22 protein-coding genes and 1 riboswitch are annotated in these 22,435 nt (G+C 67.7%); of the genes, 6 read left to right on the forward strand and 16 right to left on the reverse strand.

Annotation, left to right across the window (positions count from 1 at the left end):
- Window positions 1-8: 8 nt before the first annotated feature.
- The 9 genes from AXK60_RS07420 to AXK60_RS07460 form a co-directional block, all read right to left on the reverse strand.
- Entirely contained in the window at window positions 9-347 is a 339-nt protein-coding gene (locus tag AXK60_RS07420; RefSeq protein WP_068524879.1) for a P-II family nitrogen regulator, read from the reverse strand.
- 51 nt (window positions 348-398) lie between these two features.
- Window positions 399-1,700: an ammonium transporter gene (locus AXK60_RS07425; RefSeq protein WP_068570423.1), complete on the reverse strand. Its 1,302-nt coding sequence runs from the start codon at window positions 1,698-1,700 to the stop codon at window positions 399-401.
- Window positions 1,701-1,886: 186 nt separating this feature from the next.
- Window positions 1,887-3,134 (reverse strand): alpha/beta fold hydrolase, encoded by a 1,248-nt coding sequence (locus AXK60_RS07430; RefSeq protein ID WP_068570424.1) that lies wholly within the window; start codon window positions 3,132-3,134, stop codon window positions 1,887-1,889.
- The gene (locus AXK60_RS07435; RefSeq protein ID WP_068570425.1) at window positions 3,131-3,376 is read right to left on the reverse strand and encodes a hypothetical protein; all 246 of its coding nucleotides are present in this window, start codon (window positions 3,374-3,376) and stop codon (window positions 3,131-3,133) included. Before AXK60_RS07435 ends, AXK60_RS07430 begins: the two co-directional genes overlap by 4 nt.
- Window positions 3,373-4,005, reverse strand: a complete 633-nt coding sequence (locus AXK60_RS07440) for a VOC family protein (RefSeq protein ID WP_068570426.1) — start codon at window positions 4,003-4,005, stop codon at window positions 3,373-3,375. The genes AXK60_RS07435 and AXK60_RS07440 overlap by 4 nt, the downstream gene beginning before the upstream one ends.
- Before the next feature lie 34 nt (window positions 4,006-4,039).
- On the reverse strand, window positions 4,040-4,804 hold the full coding sequence (locus AXK60_RS07445) for a maleate cis-trans isomerase family protein (protein WP_068570427.1): 765 nt from the start codon (window positions 4,802-4,804) through the stop codon (window positions 4,040-4,042).
- A 158-nt stretch (window positions 4,805-4,962) separates the two neighbouring features.
- Window positions 4,963-5,661 carry a TetR/AcrR family transcriptional regulator gene (locus tag AXK60_RS07450; RefSeq protein WP_068570428.1) on the reverse strand — a complete coding sequence of 233 codons (699 nt, stop codon included), beginning with the start codon at window positions 5,659-5,661 and terminating at the stop codon, window positions 4,963-4,965.
- A 27-nt stretch (window positions 5,662-5,688) separates the two neighbouring features.
- A complete protein-coding gene (locus AXK60_RS07455) occupies window positions 5,689-7,224 on the reverse strand; it encodes an FAD-dependent monooxygenase (protein ID WP_068570429.1) in 1,536 nt (511 codons plus the stop codon).
- A 26-nt stretch (window positions 7,225-7,250) separates the two neighbouring features.
- The gene (locus tag AXK60_RS07460) at window positions 7,251-8,945 is read right to left on the reverse strand and encodes an AMP-binding protein (RefSeq protein WP_231855608.1); all 1,695 of its coding nucleotides are present in this window, start codon (window positions 8,943-8,945) and stop codon (window positions 7,251-7,253) included.
- Between the two features lie 120 nt (window positions 8,946-9,065).
- Here AXK60_RS07460 and AXK60_RS07465 point away from each other — a divergent pair, with 120 nt between their 5' ends.
- Window positions 9,066-9,920, forward strand: coding sequence for an alpha/beta fold hydrolase (locus AXK60_RS07465; RefSeq protein WP_068570430.1), 855 nt, complete (start codon window positions 9,066-9,068; stop codon window positions 9,918-9,920).
- Between the two features lie 19 nt (window positions 9,921-9,939).
- On the opposite strand, the gene AXK60_RS07470 is transcribed toward AXK60_RS07465, so the two are convergent.
- A complete protein-coding gene (locus AXK60_RS07470; RefSeq protein WP_068746751.1) occupies window positions 9,940-10,965 on the reverse strand; it encodes an Lrp/AsnC family transcriptional regulator in 1,026 nt (341 codons plus the stop codon).
- A 97-nt stretch (window positions 10,966-11,062) separates the two neighbouring features.
- On the opposite strand from AXK60_RS07470, the gene AXK60_RS07475 reads away from it, so the two are divergent.
- Together AXK60_RS07475 and AXK60_RS07480 are read left to right on the forward strand one after the other, a co-directional pair.
- Window positions 11,063-12,397: an MFS transporter gene (locus AXK60_RS07475; protein WP_082777883.1), complete on the forward strand. Its 1,335-nt coding sequence runs from the start codon at window positions 11,063-11,065 to the stop codon at window positions 12,395-12,397.
- A 52-nt stretch (window positions 12,398-12,449) separates the two neighbouring features.
- On the forward strand, window positions 12,450-13,238 hold the full coding sequence (locus AXK60_RS07480; RefSeq protein WP_068570433.1) for an alpha/beta fold hydrolase: 789 nt from the start codon (window positions 12,450-12,452) through the stop codon (window positions 13,236-13,238).
- Between the two features lie 61 nt (window positions 13,239-13,299).
- On the opposite strand, the gene ftsY is transcribed toward AXK60_RS07480, so the two are convergent.
- Complete coding sequence (gene ftsY / locus AXK60_RS07485; protein WP_082777884.1) at window positions 13,300-14,811, reverse strand: signal recognition particle-docking protein FtsY; 1,512 nt, start codon at window positions 14,809-14,811, stop codon at window positions 13,300-13,302.
- A gap of 97 nt (window positions 14,812-14,908) precedes the next feature.
- Window positions 14,909-15,021, forward strand: a riboswitch (cobalamin riboswitch).
- A 42-nt stretch (window positions 15,022-15,063) separates the two neighbouring features.
- Here ftsY and AXK60_RS07490 point away from each other — a divergent pair.
- The 3 genes from AXK60_RS07490 to AXK60_RS07500 are packed head-to-tail and all read left to right on the forward strand — an operon-like array spanning window position 15,064 to window position 17,788.
- Complete coding sequence (locus AXK60_RS07490) at window positions 15,064-16,038, forward strand: ABC transporter substrate-binding protein (protein ID WP_068570434.1); 975 nt, start codon at window positions 15,064-15,066, stop codon at window positions 16,036-16,038.
- Window positions 16,035-16,763 (forward strand): (2Fe-2S) ferredoxin domain-containing protein, encoded by a 729-nt coding sequence (locus tag AXK60_RS07495; RefSeq protein ID WP_068570435.1) that lies wholly within the window; start codon window positions 16,035-16,037, stop codon window positions 16,761-16,763. The genes AXK60_RS07490 and AXK60_RS07495 overlap by 4 nt, the downstream gene beginning before the upstream one ends.
- Window positions 16,764-16,768: 5 nt before the next feature.
- The gene (locus AXK60_RS07500) at window positions 16,769-17,788 is read left to right on the forward strand and encodes an LLM class flavin-dependent oxidoreductase (RefSeq protein WP_068570436.1); all 1,020 of its coding nucleotides are present in this window, start codon (window positions 16,769-16,771) and stop codon (window positions 17,786-17,788) included.
- 584 nt (window positions 17,789-18,372) lie between these two features.
- Here the strand turns inward: AXK60_RS07500 and AXK60_RS25690 are convergent.
- The 5 genes from AXK60_RS25690 to AXK60_RS07505 all read right to left on the reverse strand — a co-directional run.
- The gene (locus tag AXK60_RS25690; protein ID WP_139057805.1) at window positions 18,373-19,167 is read right to left on the reverse strand and encodes a class I SAM-dependent methyltransferase; all 795 of its coding nucleotides are present in this window, start codon (window positions 19,165-19,167) and stop codon (window positions 18,373-18,375) included.
- Between the two features lies 1 nt (window position 19,168).
- Complete coding sequence (locus AXK60_RS26245) at window positions 19,169-19,975, reverse strand: hypothetical protein (protein ID WP_139057806.1); 807 nt, start codon at window positions 19,973-19,975, stop codon at window positions 19,169-19,171.
- Between the two features lie 31 nt (window positions 19,976-20,006).
- Window positions 20,007-20,723 carry an NTP transferase domain-containing protein gene (locus AXK60_RS26250; RefSeq protein ID WP_342342452.1) on the reverse strand — a complete coding sequence of 239 codons (717 nt, stop codon included), beginning with the start codon at window positions 20,721-20,723 and terminating at the stop codon, window positions 20,007-20,009.
- The gene (locus AXK60_RS26255; RefSeq protein WP_139057808.1) at window positions 20,717-21,517 is read right to left on the reverse strand and encodes a class I SAM-dependent methyltransferase; all 801 of its coding nucleotides are present in this window, start codon (window positions 21,515-21,517) and stop codon (window positions 20,717-20,719) included. Before AXK60_RS26255 ends, AXK60_RS26250 begins: the two co-directional genes overlap by 7 nt.
- Window positions 21,518-21,956: 439 nt before the next feature.
- Window positions 21,957-22,435 (reverse strand): IS5 family transposase (locus AXK60_RS07505; protein ID WP_139057809.1); only part of this gene is annotated, 479 nt, incomplete at its 5' end.

Here is a 22,435-nt window from a genome sequence, read left to right on the forward strand (position 1 = left end):
CGGCGTTCCTACAGGGCCTCGTTGCCGCGCTCGCCGGTGCGTACGCGCACGACGGACTCGACGGGGGTGACCCACACCTTGCCGTCACCGATCTTGCCGGTGCGCGCGCCCTCGACGATCACGTCGACCACGCTGTCGACGACGGCGTCGTCGACGACCACCTCGATGCGCACCTTCGGCACGAAGTCCACGGAGTACTCGGCGCCGCGGTACACCTCGGTGTGCCCCTTCTGGCGGCCGTAGCCCTGGACCTCGCTGACGGTCATGCCGAGGATCCCGGCCTGCTCGAGTCCCGCCTTCACGTCCTCGAGCGTGAAGGGCTTGACGATGGCGGTGACCAGCTTCATATGAGTTTCCTTCTTGGGTCGATGGAGGGTTTCAGCTTAGTTCCGGTCGCCTCAGACCAGGTCGTAAGCCGTTTCCGCGTGCTCCGAGTTGTCGATGCCGTCGGCCTCGGACTCCTTGTCGATCCGCCAGCCGAGCGGCTTGAGCAGCAGGGCGATGATCACGGTCAGCACGCCGGTGAACAGCAGAGCCACGCCGGCGATGACGATCTGGACCACCAGCTGGCGGTAGTCGCCACCGTAGAACAGGCCGGTGTCCTTGGCCAGCAGGCCCAGCGACACGGTGCCGATGAGCCCCGCCACCAGGTGCACGCCCACCACGTCGAGCGAGTCGTCGAAGCCGAAGCGGTGCTTGAGGCCGACGCCGTACGCGGCGGCGACGCCGGCCACCACGCCCAACCCGATCGCGCCGGCGGGGCTGATGTTCGCGCAGGCCGGGGTGACGGCGACCAGCCCGGCGACGACGCCGGACGCCGCGCCCACGGTGGTGGCGTGGCCGTCGCGGAACTTCTCCACCGCGAGCCAGCCGAGCATGGCGGCGGCGGTCGCGACGGTGGTGTTCACCCAGGCCAGACCCGCCGTCATGTTCGCGGTGCCGGCGGAGCCGGCGTTGAACCCGAACCACCCGAACCACAGCAGAGCGGCGCCGAGCATGACGAAGGGGATGTTGTGCGGCCGGTACGCGGCCTTGCCGAAGCCGAGTCGCTTGCCCACGAAGATGGCCAGGATGCCGCCGGCGATGCCCGCGTTGATGTGCACGACGGTGCCGCCGGCGAAGTCGATCGGCGCCACAGTGGCCTTGCCGTCGGTGGTGCCGAACAGCCACGCCGCGATCCCGTGCTCCGAGTTCGACAGCAGTCCCCCGCCCCAGACCATGTGGGCCAGCGGCAGGTACACGATCGTGGTCCAGACCGCGGTGAACGCGAGCCAGGTGCCGAACTTCACGCGCTCGGCGACCGCTCCGGAGATCAGCGCGACCGTGATCACGGCGAAGGTCAGCTGGAACCCCGCGAACACGATGGCCGGGAGGCCGGCGCCGGTGGGGCTGAGGACGTACAGGGTGTCGGCGCCCGCCGTCTTGGTCTGGGTCAGCGCGTCGAGGCCGAAGAACCGGAACGGGTTGTCGAAGAGCCCCAGGTAGTTCCCCTCGCCGGAGAACGAGGTCGAGTAGCCCCACAGCACGTAGACCACGGAGACCACGCCCAACGAGCTGATCGACATCATCATCATGTTGAGCACGGACTTCTGGCGGGATAGCCCGCCGTAGAAGAACGCCAGCGCGGGTGTCATCAGCAGCACGAGCGCGGCCGACATCAACATCCACGCGGTGGTGCCGGTGTCCACTTTCCCGAACATGTCGTCGGGTACTGAAGCCAAGAGCACGGGGAAACCTCCTCGGGCGCGCCGCCGGTGCGACGCGAGTGAGAAAAGCTTCTTCCGCCGCGGTTTCCCGGTGGTCGCGCCCGTGTTGCCCGTGTGTAACCGGTTCGGGCCCCGTCGGGCCCCCGGGTTACGTCCGTGTTTCCGACGGTGCGCCGCCCCCTACCGGGCGCCGCTCCCGATTCCCCGCGCTCCCAGCCACGTCTCGATCTCGATCCCGGCCAGCGCCGCGGCCGTCGGCTCGCCGTCCACGAGGGCGGCGCCGAAGTGCTTGCCGCGCACCCGCACGTGCACGACATCGGACGTCCCGAACGCCGCGACCATGGCGCGGGCGTCGTCGGGGAAGCACGCCTGGTCCCCGGTGATCTCGATGAACAGGGTCGGCATCGTCACCGCGGGCGCGCAACGGAGGAATCCTGCGCGGCTGCTCAGCGCCGACCAGGTCGACAACCACGCCTCGGGCGTGGTCAGCCGCCCGAAGCCCACGACTCCGTAGTCGGTGAGGTCCGGGCGGGCGCCGAACAGCGAGCCGTAGGGCCGGTCGTTGGGGTCCAGCGACGGGTCCATGCAGCGCAGGTCGGCGTCGGTGCGCTGCACCGTGAGGAACTCGGTGGCCAGCGCGGCCCGGCGGTCGGCCGGATCGCCGCTCTCCTTGAACCGCCGCTGCGCCTCCCGCGCCGTCGCCACGCGCGCCCGGGCCAGGGCGTCGAGCCGCTCCACCCGCCCGCGCTGCGCCGCGCGGTACCGCTCCACGAACACCGGCGAGTACGACGACGCCTGCGGTGCCGGCCGGTAACCGTTGGCGGGGTTGAACGGGTCCAGGTCCGGCACCACGGACAGCGGGTCGGCCTCGTCCGCCACGGACGGATCGATCATCCGCAGCAGCAGCTCCCCCTGGCCGGGGTGCGGCGCCAGGAACACCGCGTGGTCGGGCAGCGGCATCGTCGCCGTGCGCAGCGGCACGGACTTGCCGCCGGGCGTCCCCGCGAGCCGCTCCTGGGCGGGCAGGCCCGCCTGCTCGATGTAGAACGCGGCCAGCGCGCCGCCGCCGGAGTGACCGACGGCGATCACGGTGTCGAAGCCCTGCTCGCGGAGGAAGACGTGGCCCGCGGCCATGTCGAGCAGCGCCTGCTCGTGCAGGAGCGTCAGGTCGTTGCCGAGGGTCCGCGAACCCTGCGTCCACACCGCGACGCCGCGCCGCAGGAACTCGGGCACGAGCACGTGGTGCGTGAAGTCCTGCCGGGGGTGCATGAGGAAGGCGACGGCGGTCGCCCCGGGCACGGTGCGCAGGACCCCGGCGACCTTGGCACCGTCGACGGTGGCCAGTTCGACGGGCGTCGCGACGGTACTCTCCGGCACGTCCTCGGCGTCGAGATAGCGCCCCGCGCCGACCCTCTCGGCGGCGGTCACCGGTCCACCACCCGCAGGGCGTCCTTGTCGTGCTGCGCGACCTTCGAGTCCTCGAGGCCCGCGAGCGAGCTGTACCAGACCGCGTGCCGGCATCCGGTCGCGCGCCGGTCGATGACGATCTCCTCGGGTCGCGTGATCCGGAAGTACGGGCCCACCTTGGCGATCTCCACGTCGGGCTCGGCGCCGGCGACCTTGACGACGCCCTCGTTCTCCGGGACGTCCAGGACGTACAAGCGGCTCATCGGACGCCCTCCCGCTCCCACGCCTCGGCGCGCTCGACGATCAGCTCGGCCTTGCGCACCAGCAGCGCGTCCATCGACGGTGCGCCGCCCGAGACCACGTCGCACAGCGCCTCGATGGTGAGCGCGGCGTCGAGGTCCTCCTGCGGGGTCACCGGGCGCAGGGCCCGGGTGATCTCGATCATGTAGCCGTTGGGGTCGTGCGTGTAGATCGACTCGATGGTCTCGTGCATCACCTGCATCTCGCAGGGCCACGCGGAATCGTCCAGCCGCCGGCGGTATTCGAGCAGGTCCTCCTCGCTGTCCACGTGGATCGCGAGGTGACGGGAGTTGACGAAGTAGCCGGGGGCGCCCTGCGGCAGGCGCGCCCAGGAGTCGCCGGGCGCGGTGGGATCGCCGATCGGGTCGAGGCCGAAGTAGTAGAAGAAGGCCATCCGGTCGCCGTTGCCGATGTCGAAGAAGAAGTGGATGAAGTCGGGGTGATCCTCAGGGCCCCAGCCCGCGGCGCAGATCGAGTGGACGATGGGGAACTTCAGGACGCCGTTGTAGAAGCGGACGGTGCCCACGGGGTCGAAGGTGGGGAAGGCGGCGTGGTCGACGCCCTGCACGCGGTGCTCGGTGTTCTCGGTCATGGTGGTGCTCCTTTCCGGAGGTCGGGTCGGGGTGCTAGACGTCGACGGTGACGGTCGCGTCGGCCCGCAGCAGCGAGCCGGCGCCGGGGATGTCGACGGTCGCGCCGACGGCGCGCAGGATGCGGTAGGCGCCCGCGGTGGCGGCGGTGATCACGGGGATGCCGAACTCGTCCTCGGCGGCCTGGACCAGGTCGAGCGAGGGCATCTGCACGCACGCGGAGAGCACGATCGCGTCGACGCCGGTGAGGTCGAGGCTGCGCGCGGCCTCCATGACGCGATCGCCGGGGATGCAGCCGACCTCGGCGTTGTCCGCCACTTCCAGTGCGCGCCAGTCGGTCACGGTCAGGCCCTCGTGCTCGAGGTAGGCCATCACCTGCTCGGCGAGCGGCCGCAGGTAGGGGGTGACGACGGCGATCCGCCGGGCACCCATGTCGGCGAGCGCGTCCACGAGGGCCCCTGCGCTGGAGAGCACGGCGGCCTCGCTGCCGCCGGCGGCCAGCTGCTCGGCGATCGACAGTTCGACCTTGTGGTGCTCGCCGAGGCCGCTGGACATGATCGCGACGAGGCAGGCGTAGAGCATCGCGTCGACACCGGCGTCACCGAGCTCGATGACGCAGCGTTCGCGCTGGGCGTTCATGGCGCGCAGCTGCTCCGGCGAGACTTTCTGCATCCGCATGCGGCTCGAGTGGAAGGTGAATTCCTGCTCCGGGTGGCGGGCGAGGATGCGGGGCATTTCGGTCTCGACGGTGACGTTCGAGCTGGGGACGACCAGTCCGATCCGAATGGGCTTGGCGCTCATGGTTCTCCTCCGATGGGGTTCGCCGTTCCCGTTCAGTATTCGACGTTAGCGTTCAATTGTCAACACTCATGTCGAGTCGGTGACATCGGCGTCCCGGGCCACGACGAACACCCGCCCCGCCGGGCGGCGGAGCGGGCGCGGGACAACGGGAATCGTTCTCAGATCAGGGGTTCGAGCCGGTCCAGACGACTGCGGATCTCGGCGAGCAGGTCGGCCGGGCCGGCCACGGCACCGTCGACCTCGGGGACGCAGAGCATCTGCCGGGCGAGAGCGCTGACGGTGTCGACGATGGCCTGCACCTCGACACCGTCGGCGGGCTTGGCCCACCAGGCCACCCAATTGCACATCCCCAGCAGACTCAGCGCGGCGGTACGGGGGTCGACAGGCGTGAACTGCCCCGCCTTGATCCCCTCCTCGATGATCGCGACCACCTCGCGCAGAACGCGCCGGCGCGCGGCGGCGTGGTCCTCGCCCGCCGCCTTGGGCAGCATCATCTCGGAGCGGTCGAGGATACGGAACTGGCTGGGGTGCTCGGCCCGCTGCCGAACGAGCTGCTCGGTGAGGATGGTGAGCTTCTCGGTGGGCTCGAGGTCCGCGCGGGCGCTGAGCTCGGCGAAGACGTCGGCGAGCGCCTGTGAGACCCGCTCCACCAGCATCACCAGCAGGTCCTCCTTGCTGCTGATGTAGTGGTACAGCGCGGGCCGCGACACCCCGACGGCGTCGGCGATGTCCTGCAGGCTGGTGGCGTCGTAGCCCTTCACGGCGAACAGGTCCGTCGCCGCGTCCAGCACGTCGCCGATCACCAAGTCGCGCCGTCGCTGTCCGCTCGCCCTACCCGTGCGTTCCGCCGTCGCCATGGGTCGCAGTGTACGCACGCCGCCGACTCACCCCACGGTGACGACGGCGTCCGCCCGGCCCGCACCCACCGCCGCGGCCCCCTCGGACCGCAGCGCCACCGGCACCTCGACGACGACCGTCTTACCGGCCCATCGCACCCGCTCGGCCAGGTCGATCCGGGCCCCCACGTCCGTCGGGCCCGACGGTCCGCCCAGCACCACGACGGGCGCGTCGGCGCCGCGGAGCTCGGCGACGAGGTCGTCATGGGCCGAACCCCAGACCTCCCCGCCGGACCAGTCGGCACGCACCGCGTGGGCATCGTCGAGCCCGTCGACCGGCAGCTCGCGCCCTGGCGCGGACAGCGCCTCGGTCGTGAGCGGGCGGCTCAGCACCCAATCGTCGACGGTGCCGGGCGTCGCCACGGGCGCCTCCCCGAGTTCGCGCAGCGCGAGGGCGGCGACCTGCGGGTACTCGGCGGCGTAGTGCTCGAGCCCGAGGTTCCCCGCGCGGGTCATGTAGGACAAAGCGATCCGCTCGGGCGCCTCAGCGGTGCGCTCGCGGAAACTGGACCACCAGTTCTGGGATCGGGCGGCGAGGTGCTTGAACCGGCTCACGTACGGCCGTCGCGCCGTCTCGTAGGCGGCGAAGGCCTCCGCGACGTCCTCGTGCTCGGACAGCGAGCGGGCCAGGGCGATGGCGTCTTCGAGCGCCAGCTTCGTCCCCGACCCGATCGTGTAGTGCGCCGTGTGTGCGGCATCCCCGATGAGCACCACGTTGCCGGTCGACCACCGATCCAGCGAGACGGTGGGGAACTGCGCCCACCGGGTGCGGTTGGCGAGCAGCTTCCGCCCGCCGAGCTCCTCGGTGAAGACCTCCTCGAGCAGCCCGAGGCTGCGCTCGTCGGATTCGCCGGCCGGGGTCTCGTCGGCGAACCGGTCCAGGCCGGCCGCGCGGAAGGAGTGGTCGTCGGTCTCGATGAGGAAGGTGCTGCGGTCGTCGGCGTACGGGTAGGCGTGCACCACGAAGGTCGCGTCACCCTTGGTGCGCCAGGTGAAGTTGGCGTCGTCGACCGCGAAATCGGTACCGCACCACATGAAGTGGAGGCTGCCGTAGCTGACGGACGCGCCGAGCTCGCCGGCGAAGCGCTCCCGAACGGCGCTGCGCGCCCCGTCGGCGGCGATGATCACGTCTGCGGAGATGTCGTCGATGTCGGTCTTGGCGCCCAGCCGGATGTCCACGCCCACCTCGAGCGCCGACGTGGTGAGCACCTCGAGGAGGATCGCGCGCCCGATCGCCAGGTTCCGTGCGCCGTGCAGCTCGACCTCGCGGTCGCCGGTGCGCAGCACAAGACTGTGCCCGTCGTGACTGGCCTCGCGGAGCCGGTCGGCGGTGACCGGATCGGCGGCGGCCATGTTGGACATGGTCGACTCCGTCAGCCCCACGCCGAAGCCGAAGGTCTCGCCGCTGGCGTCCGACCGCTCGTACACCGTGACCTGCGCCTGCGGGTCGCCGAGCTTGATCAGCCGCGCCGCGGCCAGTCCGGCGGGTCCGCCGCCGATGATCGCTACCGTCCTGTTGCCCATGATCGTCTTCCTCGTGTTCGTATCGGTCAGCGCGCGGACTCGGCGCGCAGTGCTTCGGCGACCCGCTCGCGCAGATCCTTCTTGGAGACCTTCCCCACGTTGGAGAGGGGGAACTGGTCGACGACCTCGATGCGCTCGGGACGCTTGTAGCCGGCGAGGCCCTGCGCGGTGAGGAACTCACCGATCGTCGCGACCGTCGGCGCGGGGTGTCCGTCCTCGACGATGAGGTACGCGCACGCCTTCTCCCCCAGCACGGGGTCGGGCATGGCGACGAGCGCCGCGCTGACGATGTCCGGGTGGCGCAGGAGCACCTCCTCGACCTCCTCGGCGTGGATCTTCTCGACACCGCGGTTGATCACGTCCTTGATCCGCCCCTCGATCGAGTAGACGGTGACGCCGTCGATCACGTGGGCCCGGGCGAGGTCGCCGGTGCGGTAGAAGCCATCGGCGCTGAAGGCGTCGCGGTTGTGCTGCTCGGCGCGGTAGTAGCCGCGGATCGTGTACGGCCCACGAGCGCAGAACTCGCCGATCTCGCCGGCGGGGACCTCGGCGTCGCCGCCGATCTCGGCGATCCGCACCTCGTCGGCGGGCGAGACCGGCGCGCCCACACTGTGGTGCCGAACATCTTCGCCGGAACCGTCGGGCGTCACCAGGAACATGCCCTCGGCCATGCCGAACATCTGCCGCACAGGAATGCCCAGCTCGTCGCGCAGTCGCTCGGACACCTCCTCGGGCAGGGCCTGCCCGCCCACGATGAGGTCGACGATGCTCGAGAGGTCCGCCGTCGCACTCCGGGGCTCCTCGAGCAGGCGCACCACGAGGGCGGGCGGCATGAGTGGCAGGACCGTGGGGCGCTCCGCCTCGATGAGGTCGAGCAGCTCGGGGATCCTCGGGGTGGGCGCGAGGACGACGGTCGCGCCGCTGAGCAGCGCGGGCTGGACCGCGAGCGCGATGCCCGCGTTGTGCATCACCGGCAGCGGATACAGGATCCGGGTCTCGGTGCCCCACCGCAGCGCGCGGGCCCAGGCGCGGGCGTTGTGCACGTACTCCTCGTGCAGCCGGGCCGCGACCTTCGGCAGCCCGGTGGTGCCGCCGGAGAGCTGGAACAGTGCGATCTGCTCGGGATCGACCGCGGGCGCCTCCGGCGCAGAGGCCCCGACCACGAGGAGGTCCTCGTAGGTCGGCGACTCGCCGATCGCAGTGCCGCGGGCGACGATGACGATCGGGAGGGCACCGTCGGCGTGCAGTGCGGCGGCGACCGCGAGGGTCTCCCCCTTGCCGTGATCGCCCTGGACCACGGTGGCTCGCGCTCCGACGTGCTCGGCGAGCAGGCCGATCTCGCGGACACCGTGCTGCGGCAGCGTGCAGACGGGGCGCAGGCCGGCGATGAGCGCGCCGAGGTAGGCGACGACGGTCTCCGCGACGTTGCCCATCTGGAACATGATCGGCTCGCCGGGCGCGAGGTCGGTACCGGCGAGGAGGCCGCGGGCGAACCGGTCCGCGCGGCCGAAGAGCTCCGCGTAGGTCCAGCGGACCTCGGGCGTGATCAGTGCGGTCCGCTCGGCGAAGACACCGGCGGCAGCGAGGAGTTCGCCCGGGAGGGAGGCGCCGCGCCACAGCCCCTCATCCCGGTATCGGCGCACGTACTCGTCCGGGTAGGCGACGAGGCCGGGCTCGTGGAAGGGGCTGGTCATCTGCATCACCGCTATCGTCTCTGACATACGAGTCAAATTATCAACATCACTGTTGACAATCAAGAGCTTCACGGAGTTTTCTTGACATCAACGTTGAAATCTCGCCATCAACGTATCGTTGCCTCACCCGCACAAGGAGACCTCACCATGACCACTGCCACCGCCCCCGTGGAATCGATCACCCTCGTCGCCGACGGCGTGTCCCTCGCCGCCCGCATCGCCCGGCCGGCCGGCGTCTCGCGCGCCCTGATCCTCGCCGTACACGGCGGCACCTACGACTCCGAGTACTTCCAGGTCGGCGACGATTCCCTCCTCACCATCGCGCCCGCCCTCGGCCACACCGTGGTCGCCGTGGACCGCCCGGGCTACGGCGGCAGCGCGGACGTCGCAGCGGACCGGCTGGGTTTCGACGCCCAGGCGAAGATCCTCACCGCCGCGATGGACGGCCTGGCGGCGAGCTTCGACCTGCCGGTCGTGCTCGTGGGCCACTCGATCGGCGGCATGCTCGCGCTGCTGGTGGCGGCGTCGTCGAGCACGCCCCGCGGCGTCGAGGTCAGCGGCCTCGGCGAGTTGTGGCAGCCCGGCATTCGCGAGATGTGGGGCGGCCTGCGCGGCGACGCCCCGTCGATCGCCCTGCCGCCCGAGGCGCACGCCGGCGTCATGCTGGGACCGGAGGGCACCTACCCCGCCTCGGCGATCGCGCGCGACGGAGAACTGTTGCGCCCCATGCCGATGCCCGAGCTGTACGACGTCGTCGACTGGGCCGACCGGCTGCCCGCGGTCGGCGCCGCCGTCAGCGCGCCGGTCCGGCTCACGTTCGCGGCGCACGACAACATCTGGCGCTCCGACGACGAGGCCGTCGCCGCCGTCGCGCGGCACTTCACCGCCGCGCCCTTCGCCACCGCGCTGATGGCGGGCGTCGGCCACTCCATCGAGCTGCACCACCTGGCCCGCGCCTACGTGCTGAGCCAGCTCTCGTTCGTCGAGCAGGTCATCGCCTGAGCCCGGTGGCCCCGCCACTTCAGGCCGGGACCACCGGAACCACCCCGACCGAGCGGCCCGCGGCGTCGAGGAGGTGACCCATGCGTTTGATGTGCCTCAGTGCCAGCATGCGGTCCACAACCTCGATGCCGCGGGCCTGCGCGCTGAGCTGACCTTCGAGCCGGTGCAACTCGCCTGGCGAGCGGACCCACAACGATACGAACAGGTTCGCGGTCCCGCCGGTCAGGGCGGCACAGAGCCGGACCTCGGGCATTCCGGCGAACCCGCTCATCACCGCCTCGAGTTCCGCGGGCGGGACCCGGCACCAGATCGCCGCCGACACGGGCCAGCCGCTGAGCGCCTGCGCCACTTCGCAGCGCAGGCTCACCGCGCCGTTCGCGATGAGACGCTGCACGCGGCGCCGCACGGTGCTGATCCCCAGCCCGGACAGGGCAGCCAGCTCGCTGTATCCCGCCCGCGCATCGCGCCCGAGCTCGGTGACCAACAGCACGTCGTGCTCGTCGAGCCGCATCGGATGGAAGCGCACCTCGGTGCGATCCTCCGCCAGCCGCCGGACGGCGTCGGGCTCGACGGCACGCAACCGCCAACCGCCGCCCTCGACGGCGACCACGGTCGCCAGTTGCACCCGCACCGCGCGGATGCCGTCGATGGCCTCCAGTTCCTCGGACAACACCCCGGAGAGGGCGGACAATCCGCTCGCCAGAACGCTCACCAGAAGGTCACGGCCGCCGGTCGCGTGCTCGATCGTGGCGGCCCACGGTCGTTCGGCGAGCGCGTCCGCGACGGCCGTACGAGCGCCAACGCGACAGCCCACCTCGATGAACGCCACGAACGGCACCCCGGCCGGGGTCGCGCGCGGATAGGCCGAGACCCAGACCCGCCCGGAGGCGGCAAGGGACTTCCAGGTGCGCGCCACCGTCGACGGATCCACGCCGAGCGCCTCGCCCGCACGCGACCAGGAGACACGCGGGTCGACCTGCAGCACGTTGATCAATCTCAGCTCCAGATCGGATAGCTCGGCAGATTCCTGCACTGGACTGATCATTTCGGCAATCTACACCAGATTTTCGAGTTGATGTGATGCGGCTCACCACCATTGCGAGCAGCGCCGCAGGCCGGCGGAATGAAAGGACCACACCGCCATGACAACCACGTCACCCATCGAGGCCCCACCCCGTGACCGCGGCCGATCCCGGCGAGAGCTGACCGCCTCGACCGTGGGCTCGATCGTGGAATCCTTCGACTGGAACATCTACGCCGTTCTCGCCCCGTTCTTCGCGGCATCGGTGTTCGGCGATGGCAGTGGGAAGCTGCTGGCCGCGTACGCCGGCTTCGCCGTCGGCTTCCTCGCCCGCCCGGTGGGCAGCATTGTGATCGGCCGGTTCAGCGATCGCTACGGCCGCCGCCTGGGCCTCCTTGTGAGCATGAGCGGCATCGCCCTCGCGAGCCTGGGGATCGCACTGTTGCCCACCGCCGCCGCGGTCGGCGTGCTCGCCGGCGTACTGGCCGTCGTCCTGCGCCTGATCCAGGGGCTCGCGTACGGGGGCGAAACCCCGACGGTGGCCGCCTATGTGACCGAGGCCGCTCCCGTCCACATGCGGTGGCGCTACAGCGCAGTCGCGTACGGCGGCATCGTGATCGGATCCCTGCTCGCGTTCGGAACGATCGCCGCCATGTACGCGATCTTCGGCAGGGAGGCCCTCAACGACGGTGCCTGGCGCTGGGGATTCGTCGCCGCTGCCGCAGTGGGACTGTTCGCGATCTGGGTGCGCCGCAGCGCCCCCGAGACCGAATCCTTCGAGGCGATGACCGCCGAGCTCGGCACGAAGCGCCCTCCCATCGGCACCGTCTTCCGAGAGCACCGCTGGGCCTGCCTGGCAATGCTGGGAATGACGATCTCCGGCACCATCCCGTTCTACTTCGCGCTGCTCTACATGCCGGTGTACGGCGACAACATCGGCGTCACGTCGAAGGAGTCGGCGTCGAGCTTCATGACGCTCACCCTGGCCCTCGTCCTGGTCACGATGCTCGCACTGGGCTGGCTCGCCGATCAGGTCGGCATTCTGGTCGTTCTCCGCATCGGCTACGTCCTGCAGATCCTGCTCACCGCTCCCCTGCTGCTGGCTCTGAAGGCCGGGTCCATGCCCTTCTGGGTGGTCGCGCTGGTGCTGGGCCTGCTGGTGGCGCCGGCGATGACGGCGATCAACGTCTACGGCGGGCTGCTCTTCCCGCCCGCACTGCGCGCGGTGGGCGGCGGCATCGTCAACGCCACCACGGTCGCGGTCTTCGGCGGTACCTTCCCGCTGCTCGCCGAGTGGCTCCACGAGCGCGGCGGCTACGGCGTGCTGCCCTACTACGTGACCTTCGCGTCGATCGCCGGACTGCTCGGCACCTTCGCCGCGTTGCGCTCGCCGTCCTTCGTCGCCGCGATCCGCGGGAACACCGCCACCATCGCACCGACCGCTGTCACCGCCTGAACCACAGCCGCTGGCCCACCCACGAACACCCACCCGCACAAGGAGATCCACCATGCCCTACGCACCCTCCGGCGACATCGACGTCTACTACGAGACCGCCGGCTCAGGCCACCCGCTGTTCTTCGTCCACGGCGGTGGCGGCAACACGATGTGCTGGTTCCAACAGGTCCCCTACTTCGCCGAGAGGTACCGGGTGATCACCGTGGACCTGCGCGGATTCAAGAACTCGCGGTGCCCGCCCGAGCAGTCGCACCCGCGCCACTACCCCGACGACATCCTCGCGATCATGAACGCCGAGGGCATCGACCGGGCCGCGTTCTGCTGCCAGTCGCTCGGCGCCTGGGCAGGCCTGCCGCTGGCGGCACGACACCCGGAGCGGGTCTCGGCGCTGTTCATCAACGGCTCGCCGACCCCCGCCTACTCGCCGCAGAACTGGGAAGTGCTCCGGACGGCGGGCGATACCTTCAACGCCGGCCACGGCGGCAACCGCGGCGGCGACGACGCGGCGGTCGGGTGGAACCGCACCTTCGTCAAGGAGCACCCGGAGCTGTTCTTCCTCTACAGCCGGATCAAGGAGCTCAACCCCGGTTTCGACGCGCGCACCATGCAGGACGACGACGTCAAGCTGCTCCCCGAGGATCTCGCCTGCTTCTCCACGCCGACGCTGATGGCCGGCGGCTCGCACGACGACTTCCTCACGCCCACGAGTCATCTACACGTCGCGACGCTCATCCCCGGCGCCGTCCCCCACACCTTCGAGGAGTCCGGCCACTCGGCGTACTTCGAGACTCCCGGGGAGTTCAATGCGGCGCTGGACTCGTTCCTCTCGCGCCACGTCTGACCGACGGTTCGGCGTGTGCTCCGAACACCACCGCACGGGTCGTGTTCGGAGCAGCGTCGTGTCAGCCCAGTAGTGCGTCGACGAACGCGGTGGGCTCGAACGGCGCCAGATCGTCGGCGCCCTCGCCCAGGCCGACGAGCTTGACCGGCACGCCCAGCTCGTGCTGCACGGCGTAGACGATGCCGCCCTTGGCGGTGCCGTCGAGCTTCGTCAGCACGACGCCCGTGATGTCCACGACCTCGGCGAACACCGTGGCCTGTGTGAGACCGTTCTGCCCGATGGTGGCGTCCAGGACCAACAGCACCTCGTCGACCTTGGCCTTCTTCTCGACGACGCGCTTGACCTTGTCCAGCTCATCCATGAGCCCCGTCTTGGTGTGCAGGCGACCGGCGGTGTCGATCATGACGACGTCGACACCCTCCTCCGCGCCCTTCGCCACCGCGTCGAAGGCGACCGCCGCCGGGTCGGCCCCCTCCTTGCCGCGCACGATGCCGGCGCCCACCCGCTCGCCCCAGGTCTGCAGCTGGTCGGCAGCCGCGGCACGGAAGGTGTCCGCGGCGCCCAGCAGTACGCGTCGGCCGTCGGCGACGAGCACACGCGCCAGCTTGCCGGTCGTGGTGGTCTTGCCCGTGCCGTTGACGCCCACCACCAGCAGCACCGACGGTGCGCCCGCATGCGGCAGCGCCTTGATGCTGCGGTCGTACTCAGGGTGCGCCTCCTCGATGAGCACCTGCCGCAGCAGCGCGCGGGCCTCCGCGGCGCTGCCGACTCCCTGCGTCGCGATCCGGTCGCGCAGCTTCTCCACGACGGCCATCGTGGTGGGGGTGCCGAGGTCGGCGAGCAGCAGCGTGTCCTCGATCTCCTCCCACGAGTCCTCGTCGAGATCGCCCGCGCCGAGCAGGCCCAGCAGCGACGCGCCGACCGTCGACTGCGAGCGCGCGAGCCTGCCCTTGAGCCGGTCCAGGCGCCCCGCTGTCGGGGCGATCTCGTCCAGCTGCGGGGCCGACGGTGCCGCGGGCGCCTCTGACTCCGGGGCTGCGGGCACGGCCGGAGCGGCGGCCTCGTCCTCGATCTCCTCGACCTCGCTCGGCGCGGCGGGGGCGACGTTCGCGATGGTCGGGTCGATCTCCTCGGCCTCGGCTAGCCGCGCGTCCATCTGCGCCGAAGTGGCCTCAGCGGCCTCCTGGTCGCGCGACTCCTGCAGGTCCTTGAGGGAGATCCTCGGCGCGGCCTCGGGCTTGACCTCGTCCTGCGCCGCCACCCGGTCCGCCGCCTCGACCTCGACATCGGGCTCGACGGTGGCGCCCGGTGTCACCTCGGGCGCTGCCGGCTTCGGCGCGGGCGGAGCCTTCGGCACCAGCGGAACGGCCTCGGCCTCCCGGGTGCCCTCGCTGAAGCTGAACCCGCCGCCGGCCTTGTAGCCGCCCGACTTGTCGAGGCCCTTCGGCTCGGGCGTCTCGTCCTTGAGCGAGACCCGCCGGCGCTTGTTCAGGTAGAAGCCCGTGGCCAGCGCCACCAGGATGACGAGGACGGCGACGACGGCGACGAGGATCGCGATGGTGGAAGTGCTCACGCCTCGACTGTAGTCAACGGGTGATGTCGGATTCGACGAGCGCACGACCGCGAGGCTCCCGAAGTTCCTTCGCGACCGCGTGGCTTCGCCGTCCTGATAGCGTCCACTCCGAGTCGGACAGGGGAACCCGGTGAGAATCCGGGACTGGCGCGCAACGGTATGAGGTGGCACCACCTCGAGTCCGATACCCGCCGACTCGCCGTAGTCCCATCGCCGCCCCGCGCACGGGCGGCCGACGAAAGCGTGAAAACCATGCGCTCTGCCGCCCTTCTCGCCCCGGTCCTCGCCGCGACTCTCCTCGCCGGATGCGGCACCTCCGATCAGGCGGCCGCTCCGAGCAGCCGCGCGAACGGGAAGTTCCCGGTCACCGTCACCACCTGCGATTTCGCCTCGGAGGTCAAGGCCGAGCCGCGGCGGATCGTGACGATGAACCAGGGCGCCACGGAGGTGGCGCTCGCACTGGGCGTCGCGGACCGAATGGTGGGCACGGCGTACCTCGACGACGCCGTCGCGCCACGGTTCCAGGCCGACTACGCCAAGGTCCCGGTGCTCGCGGCGACGTACCCGACGCAGGAGAAGATACTGTCGGTGCATCCGGACCTGGTCTACGGCTCCTACAACTCCGCGTTCAGCGAGAAGAACGCCGGCGATCGCGCCAAGCTGCAGGGGCAGGGCATCGCCACGCTGCTCGCCCCGGCGGGTTGTGCGCGCAAGCCCGAGCGCGCCTCCTGGGACCTGATCTGGGACGAGCTCACCGCCGCGGGGAGGGCGTTCGGGACCGAGACCGCGGCGCAGAAGGTGATCGACGCGCAGAAGGCCGAGTTGGGTACTCCTGCGCTGAAGGACGCCGCCAAGGGACAGCGGATCCTGTGGTGGGACTTCGGCGCGCAGTCCGGGCTCAACGTGGGTGCAGGCAAGGGGACGCCGCAGCTTCTCATCGACTCCGTCGGTGGCGTCAACGTGTTCGCCGATCGGCCCGGCAACTGGGCCGAGATCTCGCTGGAGAACGTTGTCGGCACGAACCCGGACGTCATCGTGATCGCTGAATCGTCCGGCCACCCCGCCCAGGAACGCATCGACCAGGCGCGCAAGGACCCGGCGATGAGTCAGCTCCGCGCGGTGCGCGAGAACCGCTTCGTCATCGTCCCGTTCTCGGAGACCACCTCGGGCGTCCGCCTGCTCGACGGTGCGCGCCGCGTCGCCGACGGCATCCGGGCCCTGCCGTGACCGCGATCCTCGTCGGCATGTCGGCCGGCGTCGACCCCGCCGAGCTGACCGACCTCGCCCGGACGGCCGACGCTGAACCGGCGTTCCTGCAGGTCCACGACCCGGCGCTGGTCGACGTACTGACCGCGGTCGCGGACCGCGGCGCCGGAGACCTCTTGCTCATCGGCACGGGGTGGGCGCAGCCCGGCCCGAAGCGGTCGTGGTTGCGCCGGGTGGCCGCGCACTGGCTCCGGGGCTACGACGGTGCGCCGACCCTCCGTCTGGCCCCGCAGCTCCTGCCCGAGCCCGACGCCGCGCTACTCACGGCGGCGATCGCCGCGGGCGGCGCGCCGATGGCGGCCGACGCCGCGCCGCTGCACTCGCCCGCCTGGGAGGACGTGCCCCAGCACCGTCATCAGGTCCTCGTGTGCCGCGGTCCGCGCTGCTCGGCCCTCGGGGCGTCCGGACTGGCCTCAGCGTTCGGCGAGGAGCTGCGCCGCGCGGGCCTGGGCGACGACGACGCCCTGGTCACCGTGACCGGCTGCCAGTTCCCGTGCAACCACGCCCCCGTGGTCACCGTGCAGCCGGACGACGCCTGGTACGGGCGAGTCAGCGTCGCCGACGTGCCGGACCTCGTCGACGCGCACCTGATCCGCGACGACCGCGTGGGTCGCCTCGCGCTGCCCCGGGAGCGGTCCGCCGCCCGACGGTGCGCGGAATATTCGGACCGCAGTCCGGGGTTGTAGCGGCCATGAAGAAGATCGGCTTCCTGTCCTTCGGTCACTGGACCGACTCCCCCGGCTCGCGGACCCGCTCCGCGGCCGACGTCCTGCACCAGTCGATCGATCTCGCGGTGGCCGCCGAGGAGGTGGGCGCCGACGGCGCGTACTTCCGCGTGCACCACTTCGCGAACCAGCTCGGCTCGCCGTTCCCGCTGCTGGCGGCCGTGGGGGCGCGGACCTCGCGGATCGAGATCGGCACCGGCGTGATCGACATGCGCTATGAGAACCCCCTGTACATGGCGGAGGACGCGGGCGCCGCCGACCTCATCGCCGGCGAGCGACTGCAGCTCGGCGTGAGCCGCGGATCGCCGGAGCAGGTGATCGAGGGCTACAAGTACTTCGGCTACCAGCCCGGCGAGGGCAAGACGGACGCCGACATGGGACGCGAGCACACCGAGGTCCTGCTCAAGGTGCTCGAGGGCGGCGGCTTCGCGCAGCCGAACCCGCGGCCGATGTTCCCGAACCCGCCCGGGCTGCTCCGCGTCGAGCCGCATTCGCCGACGCTGCGGGACCGGATCTGGTGGGGCGCCGCATCGGATGCCACCGCCGAGTGGGCGGCGAAACTGGGCATGAACCTCATGAGCTCGACCCTCAAGACCGATGAGTCGGGCGAGCCCTTCCACGTGCAGCAGGCGAAGCAGATCCGGAAGTTCCGCGCCGCGTGGGCCGAGGCCGGTCACGATCACGAGCCGCGCGTCTCGGTGAGCCGCAGCATCATGCCGCTGATCGACGACGAGAGCCGCGCCTACTTCGGGCACGAGCGCCCCAGCGACGACCAGTTCGGCAACATCGACACCTTCCGCGCGGTGTTCGGTCGCACCTACGCCGCGGAGCCGGAGCAGCTCGTGGAGCAGCTCCGCGACGACGAGGCGATCGCCGAGTCCGACACCGTGCTGGTGACGGTGCCGAATCAGCTGGGCGTGGAGTACAACACCCGTCTGCTGGAGTCGCTGGTCAAGGACGTGGCCCCGGCCCTCGGTTGGCGCTGAGATTCACAGCCGCGCGATCATCGTGCAAATTGCTGCGGCAATTTTATGTACGGAAGACTATGGTCATGAGGATGAGTCACACACCTCATGCAGACCGAGGTCTCACCTGTCAACCGAGGACCGGCCTCGATGAAGCGAAAGACACTCACACAGAACACGCGTGCCCATACTGCACCTTGGCGGTCGACCGCACAATATTTCGATCACATCTATCAAGCATCTACGCCCCTGAGCGACCACACATTTCAGCGAACAACGGTGGCCACATTCTCGTCGTAACGCACCGACATGTTGCGAGTCGACTCGAGTTTACCGCTGATGAACTATTGGACCAAGCAATGCTCTCCGTGCTTGCAGCCAGACTATTGGCCAGTTCGTTAGGCGCCGATTGGATCAACTATCAGGAGAATGGCAATTGGTCCACGCCACGGCTGCGACATGCCCATCTTCACATCTACGGGAGACGACACGATTCCACAGAGCAGCCATTCGGCGAAGCACTCTCATTCCCGCTCTCATCACAGGCTAACAACAAATGTCGGACACCAATTTCCGAGTGCGCCATAGGTGAAATGCGCACCGAGTCAACTCGGATTCGAAGTTCTCTCGAATGTGAACACACGATAGTGCTGCGTAAATCCTAAGTCGTCAATCTCATAGATCTGTCGTACTTCATCAGACGCACTCCTGTACTTTTCACACGCCGCCAATAGATCCTCGCGCGCCGTGAAACGCACCTTGTCTGAAACCAGATCCGAGAAATTCCGACGATAAGGGCATTCGATCTTCGAGATCAACTCCAGGCCTTGCTCATGAAACGCATTATCAATGTCCTGCTCGGTTCGAAATCTGGAATAATACCTACCCTCACAGTCCGATTGAAATTCAGCATCACGCCATCGACTGTCGTCGTCCTGATGGACCACAACAACCCCGATGGTAATCCGGGATCCGACTGCCAGAATTCTTGCGCACTCGTAAGCGAAAGCTCGAAGGTCCAGATATTGAAGAACGCTGATACAGACTGCGTAGTCGAACCCTTCATCGGAGAATGGCATGTTCTCAACGTCCGCACACACAACACGGGAAGCAAATACGGGGGCCGACTGAATTCGTCGCATCAATACCCTCAGCATATCCTTAGAGCAATCGACGCTCGTCAACATCGCTGAGCGCTGTCCGAGGATCTCGGCAAATCTTCCCGTTCCGGCACCGAGGTCAATTGTATCGCCTGCGACAGGCATTACACGCACGATCTCAGCAGCGATTTCCGCGAAGAGCACCCTAGCGGCCTCGCCGCGTCGGGCATTTTCGCCGTCGTAGCCAACCGCACGTCGCGAGTACAACGCTCTTGCCGACGCCAATTCCCGGAAATCCACCTCAGAAGGACACTTCAAGGTCGGATTGCACACATTCGCGATAGACCGAGTAGGTATCCCCACTGTCCCCACGACGCAAGATACAAATCGATGGCGACCGCCCGCCAGTCCGAGTACTGATTACCGGGGTGATCACTATCTCGTCTTGATTACCCACCAAAGAAACACTCGGCACATGCTGCAGTTGCCGGAATTCGAACCTCACGTTATCTAATCCAGAAGCCACACTCTCCAAGTCACGCACAACGGATATCGATGCGTGAATCTTGCTTATCGCAGAGCCACCAGAACCACCATAGGCAGAAGACCCCGCGCGCACCCGCGAAGCCTCGCTATCAGGGTTCAGCAAACCAACGACAACAGTAGTCAAATCTCCTGACCTCATCCGATCCTCGATAAGATCCGACACCGCTACGGCAAGAACATCATTCGAGCTGATTCCAACGATAAACAACGTCGTGGAGCGCCTGACGAACGCTGCGAAGTCAATCTCGCGGCGACTCGCTACAATCCGCCCTTCTCCAGCAGACGCTCCGCACGAATCGACTGCAGCGGAGATTCCTTCGAGCTTCTCATAAAGAGGTTCTAGGGTATCGAGTCGCATCGCCGCCTCGCTAATTACAGACAACACGGACGAAGTAAGAAGCGTTGCACCCAGCGCAACCAGAAGATCTCGTCCGGATCCTCGACCTACAAGTAGGCCAAGCAGCATAAATACCCACCCGGCCAGGAATATCAACGACGCAATGTAGACGGTTTTCGCCCTGAGCAGACTACGAACATTGCCCCAACCGTTCTCGTTTGCCAAACGTCCCACCATAATTGAAACCTCCAGGAGACTACGAACAGAATCTGCTCAACATCAAGTTCCAGTCATCAGGGCAGTCTACATCCATGAAGTCCGCGCATATGACTGCGCCGATCCGCGCAGGGAATTTGTCGGCGAGCTTGGACATTACCTCCGTGTCACTAGAAGACCCACCTGCAGCTTCGACATACGCTCGACAAAATTCTCCGCTCATTACACGGATGCCAGAGTACGTAAGTGGCTCCGACTCGATCGATTTCCCAATACAGGATACCAACATATTGTTGGAATCAACTCTCACCGACACCGGACGCATGTCCGACAATCGAATCCAATCAACGGCGAGGACACAATCAAGGATTCCGCCCCTCACGTCCGCGACAGCCATATTAACGAATCGTGACACCGCTCCTGCATCACCAATCAAGTCAGAAGCAGCGACGACGAGCGTCTCACCGACTCCTACATCTTCCGCTGCGCCGACTACAGCAGGTGCAGTTCCGAGAGATTTCATGTAGCGGAACGACCTCCCTGTTATTCCACGACAGCTTTCAAGGAAATTCTCAGTCACACTGTCGCTCTCAGCAAGCACCATCTCGATACGATAATCAACAGTAATCCGACTCAACTCAGACAACACGTAACCAACCAACGGACTACCATTGGGGAGAGGCATTAGATGTTTTCGTCCATTCGCGAGCCCCATTCGAACCCCTGCTCCACCTGCAAGGATGCTCACTTTCACCACGTCATCCTCGCCGAGTGAGAACCATCGCAGTCGACTCTGCAACCGAAGACGATCATGTCCCTGAGAGAAAATGAGATGACATCACCTACCGTCCTAGTCATGATCATTTCGTTCAACAACCCTCTGGCTTCCTGGTCAAGTGGACCTGCGACGTCCAGCCTCATTGCGAACTCTAGGAATTGCTTCAGTGCGCCATCCGGAACACCCGCACGGTACTGTTCCCTCGGAAAAGAAACAAGCCTCTGCACATATTCAACCACTGGATCCAACCCGGCACCACGGAACGCCGCCATCACCTTGCTCTCATTAATCCTAGCCGTCTCCGCAGTGCGTCGGCAGGAAAGTGAACGCAAGAGGAACGTATCGCACGTTGTTGAGCGTACGACTGTTGTCAACAACCCGCTGTGAGACAGGCGCCCAGCGAAATCGATTATCGCCTCCTTCAGATCGGAGAAGTGGTATAGTACGTGAGAAGCTAAGACATGCGCAAAACCTCCTCCCGCATGATCTATCGAGGAAACCCCCACGACTCGACCTGTGCCAACCGAAATCCTGGCGACCGCAATATCACACAGACTCAGATCTGGTTCGACAACAACCACCGAATCGAACCTAATATTCTTTGTAAAACTAAGAATGGCCTCGGTTGCGGCACCGTCAGCAGAACCTACGTCAAGTAGATTCGATGCGGATGATCCGTTGTGCTCGTTCCAAAATTCTCCGATTGTGCGGGCAGTTTCCTCCGCAGGTCGGGCCCCGAGCGCGACGATCGCCTCCTGGTACGCGTATCTCATACCCGGAAGATACACTCACATATTGCTCGGTCTCCCGAATTTCGACGATCCATCGAGCCGCGACTACTCCAGGCATCGCATCTCCACTCGGGTGAAGTGGGCGAGCACCGACATAGCGTAGTGGACGCAGTCGAAGCTACGACCGCTGGAATGACTGCGCCGGTGCCGGCGTACACGACCGTCAGGTCGACCTTCGCGCGCCCTTGAATGTCTCCAGGAATGCCTCTACCACGCTCACTCGGTCTGTCCAAGCGGAACTCGACCACACCCGGCTTCGGGTTTGTGGCTGCCCCCCTTCCTGCGGGTTCATTCGCTTCGTCACGAACTGCTGTCGACGCGGGCGGGTGTCCGCCCAGCCGATGGGTCCTGCACCACCGTGAGCGAGGACGCCGGGTGCTGGGTTCCCGGCGCGCAAGCCTCGGAGCTGGCCGGGCAGTACCTAGGGCGTGTCTCCCAATAGTCGTGACCATCGCAAGCATGCTTGGAGCACGACCCCGGCCCGGTAGGTGATGGCGAGTTTGTCGTAGCGGGTGGCCAGTCCGCGCCATTGCTTGGTGTCGTTGAATGATCTCTCAACTACGTTGCGGCCCTTGTAGGTATCGGTGTCGAATGTCGGTGGCCGACCACCCGCGGCGCCCTTGCGGCGGCGGGCGTCGATCTCGGTGACCTTCTGCGGAATGACTGCCTTGATACCCCGGCCGGCGAGCATCCGCCGGTTCACGCCACTGGTGTAGGCCCGGTCGGCGACGACCGCGTCCGGGCGAGTGCGGGGACGCCCAGCCCCGCATCTCGGTACCCGAATATCGGCGAGGACCTCGGTGAGCATGGCGCCGTCGTTGCGCTGTCCGCCGGTGACGACCACCGCGAGCGGACGCCCCTGACCGTCGACTGCTGCGTGGATCTTGGTGGTCAGGCCTC

The organism is Tsukamurella pseudospumae (assembly GCF_001575195.1).
Lineage (GTDB): Bacteria > Actinomycetota > Actinomycetes > Mycobacteriales > Mycobacteriaceae > Tsukamurella > Tsukamurella pseudospumae.

Bases quoted from the DNA above. Each gene is read 5' to 3' on its own strand.
- AXK60_RS07465 (WP_068570430.1), top strand. From the start codon at position 9,066: ATGACCACTGCCACCGCCCCCGTGGAATCGATCACCCTCGTCGCCGAC.
- AXK60_RS07425 (WP_068570423.1), bottom strand. From the start codon at position 1,700: ATGTTCGGGAAAGTGGACACCGGCACCACCGCGTGGATGTTGATGTCG.
- AXK60_RS07455 (WP_068570429.1), bottom strand. From the start codon at position 7,224: ATGGGCAACAGGACGGTAGCGATCATCGGCGGCGGACCCGCCGGACTG.
- AXK60_RS07435 (WP_068570425.1), bottom strand. From the start codon at position 3,376: ATGAGCCGCTTGTACGTCCTGGACGTCCCGGAGAACGAGGGCGTCGTC.
- AXK60_RS07500 (WP_068570436.1), top strand. From the start codon at position 16,769: ATGAAGAAGATCGGCTTCCTGTCCTTCGGTCACTGGACCGACTCCCCC.
- AXK60_RS07470 (WP_068746751.1), bottom strand. From the start codon at position 10,965: ATGATCAGTCCAGTGCAGGAATCTGCCGAGCTATCCGATCTGGAGCTG.
- AXK60_RS07445 (WP_068570427.1), bottom strand. From the start codon at position 4,804: ATGAGCGCCAAGCCCATTCGGATCGGACTGGTCGTCCCCAGCTCGAAC.
- AXK60_RS07460 (WP_231855608.1), bottom strand. From the start codon at position 8,945: ATGTCAGAGACGATAGCGGTGATGCAGATGACCAGCCCCTTCCACGAG.
- AXK60_RS26255 (WP_139057808.1), bottom strand. From the start codon at position 21,517: ATGAGATACGCGTACCAGGAGGCGATCGTCGCGCTCGGGGCCCGACCT.
- AXK60_RS07420 (WP_068524879.1), bottom strand. From the start codon at position 347: ATGAAGCTGGTCACCGCCATCGTCAAGCCCTTCACGCTCGAGGACGTG.
- AXK60_RS07440 (WP_068570426.1), bottom strand. From the start codon at position 4,005: ATGACCGAGAACACCGAGCACCGCGTGCAGGGCGTCGACCACGCCGCC.
- AXK60_RS07480 (WP_068570433.1), top strand. From the start codon at position 12,450: ATGCCCTACGCACCCTCCGGCGACATCGACGTCTACTACGAGACCGCC.
- AXK60_RS07490 (WP_068570434.1), top strand. From the start codon at position 15,064: ATGCGCTCTGCCGCCCTTCTCGCCCCGGTCCTCGCCGCGACTCTCCTC.
- AXK60_RS07450 (WP_068570428.1), bottom strand. From the start codon at position 5,661: ATGGCGACGGCGGAACGCACGGGTAGGGCGAGCGGACAGCGACGGCGC.
- AXK60_RS07475 (WP_082777883.1), top strand. From the start codon at position 11,063: ATGACAACCACGTCACCCATCGAGGCCCCACCCCGTGACCGCGGCCGA.